Source organism: Mucilaginibacter sp. NFX135, from assembly GCF_048565145.1.
Classification (GTDB): domain Bacteria; phylum Bacteroidota; class Bacteroidia; order Sphingobacteriales; family Sphingobacteriaceae; genus Mucilaginibacter.
Genome location: NZ_CP183412.1, coordinates 4,127,496 through 4,140,454, shown reverse-complemented (window position 1 = coordinate 4,140,454; position 12,959 = coordinate 4,127,496). Strand labels below are relative to the sequence as shown.

The 12,959-nt window shown below is 39.5% G+C and carries 8 protein-coding genes; 6 read left to right on the top strand and 2 right to left on the bottom strand.

Features of this window, described 5'->3' with window-relative positions:
- Window positions 1-94: 94 nt before the first annotated feature.
- A complete protein-coding gene (locus tag ACNURT_RS17125; protein WP_419698741.1) occupies window positions 95-1,009 on the bottom strand; it encodes a ketopantoate reductase family protein in 915 nt (304 codons plus the stop codon).
- 469 nt (window positions 1,010-1,478) lie between these two features.
- On the opposite strand from ACNURT_RS17125, the gene ACNURT_RS17120 reads away from it, so the two are divergent.
- Window positions 1,479-4,556: a SusC/RagA family TonB-linked outer membrane protein gene (locus ACNURT_RS17120; RefSeq protein ID WP_419698740.1), complete on the top strand. Its 3,078-nt coding sequence runs from the start codon at window positions 1,479-1,481 to the stop codon at window positions 4,554-4,556.
- A 24-nt stretch (window positions 4,557-4,580) separates the two neighbouring features.
- Window positions 4,581-6,278 (top strand): RagB/SusD family nutrient uptake outer membrane protein, encoded by a 1,698-nt coding sequence (locus tag ACNURT_RS17115; protein WP_419698739.1) that lies wholly within the window; start codon window positions 4,581-4,583, stop codon window positions 6,276-6,278.
- A 345-nt stretch (window positions 6,279-6,623) separates the two neighbouring features.
- Here the strand turns inward: ACNURT_RS17115 and ACNURT_RS17110 are convergent, their stop codons facing one another.
- Window positions 6,624-6,950, bottom strand: coding sequence for a YegP family protein (locus ACNURT_RS17110; RefSeq protein WP_370995168.1), 327 nt, complete (start codon window positions 6,948-6,950; stop codon window positions 6,624-6,626).
- A 612-nt stretch (window positions 6,951-7,562) separates the two neighbouring features.
- Here ACNURT_RS17110 and ACNURT_RS17105 point away from each other — a divergent pair.
- The 4 genes from ACNURT_RS17105 (at window position 7,563) to ACNURT_RS17090 (ending at window position 12,954) form a co-directional block, all read left to right on the top strand.
- Window positions 7,563-8,183, top strand: coding sequence for a hypothetical protein (locus ACNURT_RS17105; RefSeq protein WP_419698738.1), 621 nt, complete (start codon window positions 7,563-7,565; stop codon window positions 8,181-8,183).
- 285 nt (window positions 8,184-8,468) lie between these two features.
- Entirely contained in the window at window positions 8,469-11,045 is a 2,577-nt protein-coding gene (locus ACNURT_RS17100) for a BamA/TamA family outer membrane protein (protein ID WP_419698737.1), read from the top strand.
- Window positions 11,046-11,227: 182 nt separating this feature from the next.
- Window positions 11,228-11,821, top strand: a complete 594-nt coding sequence (locus ACNURT_RS17095; RefSeq protein WP_419698736.1) for an RNA polymerase sigma factor — start codon at window positions 11,228-11,230, stop codon at window positions 11,819-11,821.
- Window positions 11,822-11,988: 167 nt separating this feature from the next.
- Window positions 11,989-12,954 carry a FecR family protein gene (locus ACNURT_RS17090; RefSeq protein WP_419698735.1) on the top strand — a complete coding sequence of 322 codons (966 nt, stop codon included), beginning with the start codon at window positions 11,989-11,991 and terminating at the stop codon, window positions 12,952-12,954.
- Window positions 12,955-12,959 lie beyond the last annotated feature (5 nt).

The window sequence follows — 12,959 nt, the reverse complement described above, 5'->3', positions numbered from 1 at the left end:
GTTATATGGAGAGATAACCTGGGGATTATATGTCCCGAAATTGAGAGAGGCAAATATGCGTCTCTACAGGACAATAACTAATTACTTTCGCGGCTTATTCCAGCGCCCTGATAATGGTATATAAAGTTTCATTAACAGGAGTCGGTACGTGGTATTTCCGGCCAAGCTTTATTACTGTGCCGGCAAAAAGTTCTACCTCACTTTTTCGTCCGGCTTCAATATCCTGTAACATAGATGTTTTTCCGTCGGCGCCAAGGCCGTCAACTATGCGGATAAATTCATCAATATCTGCCTGTCCCAGAAAAATATTCATTTCATGCGACAAGGTAATCACCTCTTCGGCAGCCATCAACATCAGTTTACGGGCTTGTTCGTTGTGCTGAAACTGCCGGTACGGCGCTCTCAATACGGCCGATGCCTGGTTAATGCCAGTATTCATCATAAATTTAAACCAGAGGGCTTTGTACATATCGGCGGGAATGTGATAGGGTATAGCTGCCTGTTCAAACAGTTCCTTTACAGCCAGCACTCTTGCTGATAGTGTACTATTGTTCTTTTCACCAAAAACTACCCGGCCCGGATTGGAATAAGAGATCACATTTCCATCCCGAACAGCATCCATTCCTACGCCATAGGCAAAAAGGAGGTGCTTTATCCCAATCTTTTCGCCTATTTGTTCTTCGCTGGAGATCCCATTGAGTAATGAAATAACAATGGTATCATCATATACAAATCCCCTCAGATCATTTATGGCCCTTGCAAGTTGTGGCGCTTTAACCGCAACAAGAATAAGATCAGCAGGAGGGGCAGAACGATCACCCGGTTGAATATAATTGAATTTATAGGGCCTTTCATTAACCTTGATTTCGGAATTTTGATAGTTTTTAATGCGTGTGGCCGAGGCGATGATCTTTACCAGACCGGGATTTATATCCTGCAATTTGGCTGCATACATACCGCCAATTGCACCCAGACCTACGATATAAACATTATTGATATGATTTTTCACGATATATAACCAACGATGACATAGTGTTCGAAGTTAGACAACTCCGTAGATGTTTGTGAAATTTTTCGCCCTGAATAATCTGTTATTTACAAATGTGTGAAAAATATCCACCCGCATTTTTAAATGTTTCCTTTCCAATAAAAAGCAGCAATTGTTTTTAGCCGGAAAATTGTTGTTAAGAACCATTGAACTCCATTATCAAACGTTTGTGTAACATTTATCTGGGAAAGAGCCAAAATACGATTAAAACCATCGGATACTTATAGCTGAAGTGCCTGGTAGAAAAATGATATTTAGGTTAAATATTTGATTTTTAAATACTTAATAATAACTGTCAATCAAACGTTTGCGTTGAGTTAGAGCCTTGAAACATTAGGTTTTACACAGTCAGCCTGTCTAATTTAGGATTTGGATATCCCTTTTAAAGGGCAGTCGTCTAATCCATTCAAACCCAATAAAACAATAAATTATGATCAAATTTTACAAAAAACAAGTGTTTTTAACAGGCTTGTTGTTAATGTTTTCTTTATTGACTTTGGCCCAGGTGAAAATTATCGGGGTTGTAAAAGACACAGAAGGACAACCAATGCCTGGCGTTACCGTAGCGGTAAAAGGTACCACGGAGGCAGTAAGTACTACAGACAATGGCAAATTTACCATCAATGTGCCTGCAAATGGTATTTTAACATTCTCATTTATTGGATATAATTCCAAAGATGTAAGCATTAATGGGAAAACTAATTTAACGGTAGTATTATCAGCATCATCAAAGGCCCTGAACGAGGTTGTGGTGGTGGGTTACGGTACGCAAAAGAAAGTAAACCTATCTGGAGCTGTTAATACAGTTAACACTAAAGAATTGGTGAACCGTCCGGTTACTTCTTTAACTAACGCCTTAGAAGGTACAGTTCCCGGATTAACGATTATTTCGAGACCTGGAGATGTTGGCGGTGATATTGGTTCAGTGAATGTACGGGGTCGCGGTAACCTGGGTACGTCAAGTCCGCTTTTTGTAGTTGATGGAATACCTATATCTGCAGGTGATTTTGCCCGTATCAATCCAAATGATGTGGAGAGCATATCTGTTTTAAAGGATGCGTCCGCATCTGCAATCTATGGTTCCCGTGCTGCTTATGGTGTTATGCTGGTCACCACAAAAAAGGGTAAGGAAGGGCAGATGCTTATCAATTACAATGCCTATTATGGCGCCCAAAAAGCAACAGTACTACCTCATTGGTTAGGTGCTTATGATTATGCCACATTAACAAATGAGGCACTTATTAATGCTGGCAAGTCGCCAAAATTTTCCGTAGGCGACCTTCAAAAAATACAGGATCACTCAGATCCAGATCATTTTCCTGACAATGACTGGTATAAGCTCACCTTACGAAAATCGGCGCCGATCACAGAGCATGAGATCAATATATCTGGTGGCGGTAAAACCAGGTATTTTGTAAGTGGATCGTTCTTTGATCAAAATTCACTGCTACCGGAAAAAAATCTCCAGCGTTATTCGTTCCGTTCAAATACGGAATCACAAGTTAGCGATAAATTTAAAATAGGATCAAATGTATCTTATATCCGCGATGGCCTGGATAACAAAGGCGGCAATGTGAGCTTTACCACCCTTAACCGGGAAGTGCCTTTAATGGTGAATAAACAAAGTAATGGTGAATGGGGGAGTATTAATGGTGGAAGAGTAGATGGAACATTGGCAGCAGGTAACCCATTGCGTACTTTGGCCGAAGGCGGCAGAAACTCGTATGTGAGCACCAGATTTATTGGATCTGTGAATGGTAATTATACCCCTGTTCAGGGTTTAAATATTAATGGATTGGTATCCTACAATACTTATAATTACGTAAGCTCAACCTTTACCAGTACTATTGACCCTATCTTAAGCTTCACTACAGGAGCGCCAATAAGTGGCACGGGGGTAACTCCAAACCAACTGGATGAGTCCTGGGAAACGAGCAGCAAATTATTAACACAAGCTACAGCCAGTTATGAAAAAACAGTAGGTAAACATTATGCTAAACTATTGGGTGGAGCTTCATACGAACGATATGACGACCGTACCATTGAAGTTGTGCGTAAAAATTTTGTCAATAATGATCTTAACGCTATTAATGCTGGTTCCGCCGATCCTTTAAACACAACAAGTACCGGAAATATTAATGCCAATGCCTTTGAATCGGTATTTGCCAGGTTCAATTATTCTTATAACGACAGGTACCTACTGGAGGCCAGTATACGAGCCGATGGTTCATCACAATTTGCACCGGGGCATCGCTGGGGGTCTTATCCGTCTTTTTCGGCAGCCTGGCGTATATCCCAGGAAGATTTCATGAAAAGTATTACCTGGTTATCCGAATTAAAAATACGCGGTTCATGGGGTAAACTTGGTAACATTAGCAATGTAGGTAATTATGATTTTTATGATGGCTTAAAAACTGGTACGGCCGTAATTTTGGACGAAAGCAAACAAGATGGTGTTTGGCCGGGCAAATTGTATAACCCTACATTATCCTGGGAAAAAGTAACCATGACCAATGTGGGTTTAGACGTGGGCTTGTTTAATAATAAACTGAACCTGCAGGTAGATGCATTTAACAGGATGACCAATGGTATATTATTAACAAATCCATCTTTGCCAGATGAAGCGGGGCTCATTTTTTCAACGGATCCTAACGTAAATACAACACCTTCTGCAAACCTGGCAAAAGTTCAAAATAAAGGATTTGAATTATCCCTGAATTATAATAATCATATAGGCGAGTTTAAATTTTCAGTGGGAGGAAACTTTAGCCGTATATGGAATAAGGTAATTGATCTTGGTGGTTTGGGTGACCAGGTGAACGGATATTATGTTAACCGTGTTGGCACGGCCATTGGTTCGTTTTATATGTGGCAGGCCGACGGTTTATTCGCCACAAACGCCGAAGTTGCACAACATGCCACCCAGTCAACCAGTACCAAAGCGGGTGATATCAAATACGTGGATCAAAACGGAGATGGAAAAATTGACGGAGATGACCGTGTGATTGTTGGCAATGATGTGCCTTACATTACTTACGGAGTTAACCTCACCGCAAACTACAAAAACTTTGATTTTGCTTTATTAGGTCAGGGCGTTTCTGATGTGAAAGTATACCTGGAAGATGAAGCTTCCCAGGCGTTTTTTAACGGGGCAGGAGTAAAAGCCTACGCTTTGGATAGATGGACGACGGCAAACCCTAATCCAAATGCATCATATCCCCGTTTATTAACATCTGCAGATAATACACAAAACTTAAAACAATCAAGTTTTTGGTTGTTTAATGCCGATTATTTCAGGATCAAATCATTAACACTGGGTTACAGCATCCCTAAATCTGTTCTCCAAAAAATACATATACGTGGTTTACGGATCTATGCATCAAGTAATAACCCGTTCACTATCAGGGGCGACAAGAGATTGAAAGATTTTGACCCTGAAGCCGCCTCTCAACGCGCTGCATACCCTCAAATAAAATCATACTCATTTGGCGTAAACCTCACGCTTTAACTCACACTGTTTAATTGAAGTTTTATGAAAAGAATATTATATATATCCATTATATCTTTTACACTCTATACATTAAGTAGTTGTAAAAAATCATCACTTGATCTGCTTCCGCAGGATCAGGTATCAAATTCTACCTTTTGGACATCAGCAAACGATGCCCGTTTAGCGCTCAATGGCTGTTATGCATACCTAAACACTAATAACAATACCGGCACAGGGTATTATTATGCCTATGATGATGGTGGTTCTGATAATGCTTATGCCCAATATCCATGGGAAAGTAATGCTACATCTATTGCAGCCGGAGATATTGATGCTACGCTTGACCAAGGTTATAATAACCGTTATTCGTTTATCCGTAGATATAACTACTTTCTGGATAATGTAGATAAAACACCGATGGATGCGGGTCTTAAAAAACGGTTTATTGCCGAAGCCCGGGTTTTGAGAGCTTTTACCTATTTTGAACTGGCCAGGATATTTGGCCCCGTTCCGTTGCTTAAAAATAGTTACACAGACCCAGCGACTACCGGAGTTACTCCAACGCCTCAGGTAGATGTTATAGCTTTTGTTTTATCAGAACTGCAAAGTGCGGTAACAGACCTGCCTGCAAGTTACGCGGGTGGAATTAATAATGAAACCGGCCGGATCACCTCAGGAGCTACATGGGCTATTATGGCAAGGGTTCAGCTTCAGTTTGGCAAATGGGCCGATGCCGCAGCCAGCGCCCAAAAAGTGATGGGAGCAGGTTACCAACTATTCAGAAAACCGACCATTACGGCCGATGATATGAAGGATGATTACACCAACCTGGTAACTTTTGCTAACGATGATGATAAACAAAAATTTTACAAGGGTCTGGCCAGTTACGAACAGCAATTTTGGGCGGTAAATGAACAAAGCAGTAAAGAAATTATTCTGGCCTCGCAAAATGTAAGCAATTCATCATATGCAAATGGTAACGGACTCCGCACCTTATTTCCACCATCTGATTTGGGTGGATGGAGCTCGATTACGCCAACCCAGGAACTGATCAATGCCTATTGGGACAGGAACGGTAATATGTTTACACCCCCAAGCGCAGCTACACGTGCAACCAATTACAATAACGGGACAGTAAATTTAGCTTATCTTGCCGAATTTAAAAACCGTGATACCAGGTTGTATGCCAGCATATTGTTTCCTACAAGTCCGTGGAATGATTTTACCTCCGGATATAACTTTACCTGGGGAAAAGGGGGCAATAATAATAGCAAAACAGGTTATAATTTCAGGAAACTGGTTGACCCAGCTTACACCGCTGCCGATTGGGACGGGGCACAGGATTTTCCGATCATTCGTTACGCCGAGATACTGTTAACTTATGCCGAAGCCAAGAATGAAGTAAGTGGCCCAGATGCTACCATTTACGCGGCACTTAATGATATCCGCGACCGTGCAGGAATGCCTCCAATAGCACAGGCTACCATCAATACCCAGGATAAATTGCGCCAGGTTATACAGAATGAGCGCCGTATAGAACTGGCGGCCGAAGGGCAACGTTTATTTGATATCAGGCGGTGGAATATTGCACAAAATGTAATGCAGAATATTTATGACATCACTAATAACATTGTACAGGAGCGTAAATGGCAATCAAAATTTGTGTTGATGCCATATCCGCAAAGTGCTCTTGATCATAACGCCAATTTAAAATCGGCACAAACGGCTAAAGGATATTAAAAAAGTATAGATCTTAATAATTTTTAACTTATCACTTACTGCAAAAGCTCCTTGGATGATATCATCCAAGGAGCTTTATTTTATGAGCTGGTTAAAATGTGCCTTTATTCATCAAAGTTAGAACCCTGATTTTTCTCATCTTAAAACAGCGTACGGGCCATTCAAAATTGTCATAATAATTGTCCTTATGATCTCTAAGGATATTGCTGCTTAGTGCCATTTTATTTCTGCCGGTCAAATTTAAAAGCAATACGGAAAAAAGCCAGGTGAGTTATAAAGAATATTTAAATGAAAAATGCCCCGGAAATGAGTCCGGAGCATTTTGCTATTCGAAATTTTGATGAATTACTCTTCTACAGTAGGTGCATCCGGAGCATTTTTTTTAACTGATTCAATGCCATTATCTCGGCTGGCGACACTTTCATACATTTGACTTTTGCCAATCACCTGACCGTTGGATGCTTTCAGATTAAAATAAAACTTCCCATTTTTAGAGTCGGCTCTTTCAAAATGCTTATCATCAGACGCATTCTTTTTAACAGATTCAATACCATTATGCATAGCAGCAGTTGTTGTATATCCTTCGCTTGAAAGAATCACCTGACCATTAGTAGCTAAAAGATTAAAATAATGTTGTCCGTCTTTACCTGTTTTAGTTGCAAATTTTCCCATGGTTGTAGATTTTTGATTTACACGAATATACATTTTTTTGAATAAATGAAATAGTTTGGATAAGGAGTAAGCTTTGTTTTTATAAAAAGAATAATTTGATCAAGTGCTTATATATGTATTTAATTAAAGCATGTTGATATGATTTAACCATAGGTTATAAGTGGCTAAATGTTAGTCGTTTTTTTAATATTAAGACCATTGAGCATTTTTTATAATGGTGACTTTGGCTTTTGAAATAATAAGTGGAAACAACTAATTCTTCATTTATTTTTTTTAGATTTAAATAATCATTATGAACATTTATTGAACTTAAATCTATTAACTATGGAAGAATTCATTCAAGAGGTATCAACAAAAAAACAAGTATTTCGATAAATCAGCAAAGGAAGCATCGAAATCTCCATATCCCATCTGTTAGATAAATTATCCGGGGGATTACAAGAAAGTATTAAATCATCTGTTTACAGAATTTCTTCATCTATTGAGAATGTTTTAATAGTAGAGAAAATAAACTGAGGAGCTGTTTTAAACCTATTAGTATAGTATCAAGTCGAAACTGTTAAACATCTAAACCAAATTTCAATTATTTCGTTACAACTAAATTATTTTAACATGAAAAAATTATTTGTATTATTATTATCAGTATTATTAGTAAGTGCCAATACGTTTGCACAAACAACTGACGCTGCTGTAAAAAAAGCTAAAAAGAAAGCTGCCGATAAAACAGAAAAAGCAGCCGATAAAGCAAAAGCAACAGCCGACGACAAAGCCGATAAAGCTGCTGCAAAGGCAAAAGCCAAGGCCGATGCTAAAGCCGAAAAGGAAGCTGCCAAAGCAAAAGATGCTAAATCCAAAGCCGACGATAAAGTAGCAGCTGCAAAAGACACTAAAGCCAAGGCTGAAGATAAAGCGGATAAAGCCACTGCAAAAGCAAAAGACGCAAAGTCAAAAGCTGATGATAAAGTAGCAGCAGTAAAAGATGCTAAAACAAAAGCTGATGATAAAGCAGAAAAAGCTACTGCAAAAGCAAAAGATGCTAAAGATGATGTAACTGCAGCAGTTAGTACTAAAAAAGCAAAAGCAACCAAAACTGTTACCGAAGCCGCAAATAAATCTGAGGATAAAGCTATTGGTAAAGATGATAAAGGCAGAACTATATATTTAGGCCCAAGAGGCGGTAAGTATACTTTATCTCCAAGTGGCAACAAACAGTATATCAAAAGAACAGAATAATCTTTCTCAGGTTAAAAGATCGATTCTGAAGTCCTGTAAATCAAGATATTTACAGGGCTTTTGTTTTTATATAGATGTAAAAAACCACAAATAATAATATATTTTACCAGTTCGCTCATTTAAAGAGGACTGTGCTTTTGCTGTTTGTGATTTTTAATTAAGTTTAATTTAAGCTAAATTCGTCGTAGATATTATTCATAGATGCTTCACTTAATAGGTTTGCCTATATAAGTAATTTCATTAATTTAATTCTTAGCTAAATATATCAAGTACAAAAATTAACTCATGATAAAAAAAATACCTTCTCTACTTGTTTGTTTAGCGTTTGTAATACCCGTGCAGGCTCAGGAAATAGCACCGTCTGCCTGGCAAAAGTTTCCGGATAGCACTATAGTCAAAATTCACCCTTCTTATAATGATGTGACAGGCGTACATCGCTGGTTATTTGGTACGAACTTTCGTAAAGAATGGGCCATGTCTGTTAAACTACCGGTGATCAGGTTGTCGCAGGTTAACGGAGGTTTAACAACTATAAAACAAGGCGGCGGCATGCAGTCAAAATCATTACGCCTGGAAGATAAAACTGGCAGGGAGTGGGTATTAAGGAGCGTTGAAAAAGTACCTGATAAGTTATTACCGGAAGGTTTACAAGGTACGTTTGCTGTTGATTGGGTAGCTGATGAGTTTAGTGCTCAGCATCCGTATTCAGCCCTTATCGTTCCTCCATTGGCTGCCGCTGCAAAAGTACCTCATGCTAACCCGGTTATTGGTGTGGTTGCGGATGATCCGGCCTTGGGCGAGTATAGTAAAATATTCACCAATATGGTATGCTTACTGGAAGAACGTGAACCTATAGGTGAATCCGACAATACCTTTAAGATGCAGCGTGAGCTAACTAAAAACTATGGTAACCGGCTTGATGGCGAGGCGTTTTTACGGGCACGTATGCTCGATTTATTAATAGGCGATTGGGATAGGCACGAAGACCAATGGCGCTGGGCAGTAACTAAAGATGATAAAGCAAGACATTATGTAGCCGTACCTCGCGACCGTGACCAAGTGTTCCATGTTAACCAGGGCTTATTTCCCTCTATAGCTGCATTGCCCTGGATAGATCCTTTGTTAGGGAATTTTAAGGGTGATCTCTCCGGGGTGAAGTATTCCTTGTTTAAAACAAGGTTTATGAAGCAATTTCCTGATGCACAGATAAGTTATGATGATTGGATGCGTATTGCTAATGAATTTGTTAAAGCCGAAACGGACGAGGTTTTAGAAGCCGGCTTAAAACGGTTACCTAAAGAAACGTATGATTTCCGACACCGGGAACTATTATCCATACTGCAAAAACGCAGGGACGATATACCAGCTGCCATGGCCGAATACTATCGTTTTATAAACAGGATAGTTGACCTGCACACCACCGATAAGGACGAACAAATTACCATTAGCGATGCACCCAACAAGGCTATGCGTGTAACGGTAGAAAGCCTTAACAAAAAAGGCGAGGCTAAAAATAAAATATGGGATATGATCTATCAGCCAGATATAACCAAAGAACTAAGGTTGTACACTGCCGCAGGTAATGATCATATATTGATCAATAATGCTTCGTCGCCAATTAAACTACGTATTATTGATAGCGTTGATGACAAAACTTTCGATGTAAAACAAACCAACAATAGTGTAAAAGTTTATGGGCCAAAAGACAGTACCAGTTTTACGGGTAGTGTAAATCGGGTTAGTAAGCACTGGTCTGCCGATACGCTGAACAACCGGTTTGTCCCTTCTAACCTTTACAATGTTTGGATGCCCCTGGCAACAGCCGCTATTAATGCTGATGATGGCTTCTTATTAGGATTAGGTTTTAAATATAAAGGCGTGGATGGGTTTCGGAAATTACCTTATTCTACTATACAGCAGGTAATGATCACCCATTCGTTTGCTACGGACGCGTTCAGGATCAAGTATAACGGGGAATGGATCCAGGCTATAGGTAAAGCCGATTTTACAATGCAGGCTTACATCCAGGCGCCGGATAATACGATGAACTTTTTTGGGCGTGGTAATGAAACCAAGCTTACCAAATTTCCAGGTTATCGCCGGTTTTATCGTGCCCGTTTCGATACCTATCAGTTAGACCCCGCTTTGCGCTGGCATACAGGTAAAGGAAGTACATTTAGTGCAGGCCCGTCATTACAATTCTATCATATGAACCCCGGGGATAATGCCGGAAAGTTTATTACTCTGCCATCCACCCATATCAATTCTTATGATAGTACTACTTTAATTAAGGACAAAGCGCATGTCGGATTGATTTTAAATTATGTGAGTAACCGCCGTAACAATTATATATTACCATCTGCTGGCTTTTATTTCAACGTAGTTGTTCAGGGTTATACCGGGCTTAACAATTACTCCAAATCATATATGCAGATTAAGCCGGAGTTTACCTATTACCAGAAATTAAATTCAAAGGGTACTATAGTATTATCAGATCGTGTCGGCGGTGGTGTAACCATAGGCGATCCCGCATTTTATCAATCCCTGTTCCTGGGTGGACAGGGGAATTTGCTTGGTTTTCTTCAAAACAGGTTTGCCGGTCAGCAAATGGTATTTAACAATCTTCAGGGTAGGGTAAAGGTGGCTAAGATAGCCAGTTATATATTACCGGGTGAGTTGGGCTTAACCGGATTTTATGATGCAGGTCGGGTTTGGATAAAAGATGAACATTCAACTACCTGGCACCAGGGTGTTGGCGGTGGCTTATACTTTTCGCCTGCCGGCTTAACTATTGTACAGTTGCTTGCCGGGCACTCTAATGAAGGGTGGTATCCATATTTTTCTTTAAATTTCAGAATATAATTTAACCGGGGTACAAAATTGTAAACCATCATTTTTGGAGTTTACATTAGTAAAAATAAGAAAGACCTGTAGTTTATGTTATCATAGATTGCAGGTCTTTTTAATTTGGAAAGTTGTTGTTAATATAAATTTAACATGGATGTTTTGTTATATAAACATGCCCGGGTTTAATTTGCAATCCGATGATGGAAACAGTAAATATGCCCCTATTACATACATTGGATGGATTTGAACGCATATTTAGGGAAAATTACAATCCCTTGTTCAGTTATGTAAAAGCCATGATCAATGATGAGGAACTGGCAAAGGATATCCTTTCCGACCTGTTTCTCAATTTATGGCAGCAAAAGGATAAGTTGCAAATTAATGAGCTGAAACCATATTTATTCCGCGCGGCAAAAAATGGTACTCTAAAGGCCTTGTCATCGCGCTATCAAACATCACAATTGCCCGATGATGCTTTTAATATTCCCGAGAATACCTACAACCCTTTTGAAAAATTTGTTGCCAAACAATCTATCAAAATAGTTGAAGAACTGATCAATAACCTGCCGTCACATCGTAAGGAAATGATCGAACTAAGGTTACTTGGCCTTAAAAATGCCGAAATAGCCCTGGTGCTTGACATTACCGAGAAAAAAGTAGAGTACAACATGCGCGAAGCTATTGAACAGCTTGGGCACGCTGTTCATAATGGGAATTTTGACAAAGCCACTATTGCCGGCGGACTAATGTTGATTAGCATGATACTTACCGCAAACAGCCACATGATTTAATTACTGGTATAATAAAATAGCCCGTAATGAATATTAAAACACCAAAGAGCCGGATCAAGTCTGGCTCTTTGGTGTTTTATCGCATTTAACAAAAAGTTAACAAACTCGTAATTATTTCTTTAGGTGGAAACTGAGTTCCTAATGCTCTTTAAATAAAATTAAAAAGCGTGAACTGGGAAACAATACTAAATTATGTAAATGGTGAATGCCCCCCCGATAAAGCTCAGGAAGTTATAAACTGGGCTGATGAACAAACCGAGTATCGGTATCTGCTTACTTACTTGGAACGCAGAAAACAGCAACTGGAGCAACCTTTAAGGCAAATTGATATTGACGAACAATGGCTGCATCTGCTCGATAGGATTTTTGAGCTATCAAAACCAGGCAATAAAAAAGCCAGTCAAAGGCCATATTGGTACTCAGGGATCGCGGCCAGTTTACTACTGTTCTGCTTTTTAGGCTGGTTTTATGTACAGAAGGCCAAACAGGTAGGTAATAATCTGCAAACACTGCAAAGCGCACAAAATGTAGGCGGCCGACTTACTTTGCCCGATGGTACGCAGGTGTTTATGGCGCCTGATTCAAAGATCAGTTATGCAAACACATTTGGTATCAATAAACGCGAGATCCAGTTAACCGGAGAAGCTTTTTTCAAGGTCAAGCACGATCCACAGAAACCTTTCATTATTCATACACTAAACCATTTAGCGGTAACCGTATTGGGTACATCTTTTAATGTTTATTCGCGTCCCAAGTCAAATATTGAGGTTAAGGTAGCCACTGGCCTGGTAGGTGTAACCGCAAATAGTAAAACCAATTATTTAAAGGCCGGTCAGCAACTTACTTATCAAATAAGTAGTCAGCAAGTGATCATTACGAAAGTAAATACCCACGATGCTGCATCCCTGCAAAATCAAACCTTGTTTTTTAATGATAACAATGCCGATGAGATAGCCGAGAAATTACAGCGCTGGTATAATGTAAAAATCGAAGTACAGCCATCAGCCCGTAAACGGGCCCGTTTCAGTGGCGAAATGAAAGATACCGGTATTAATAATCTTTTACCGGGCTTAAGCTATGCTACCGGCCTCAATTATCGATATAAAAACCCTCACACTATTATAATATTCTGATTAAA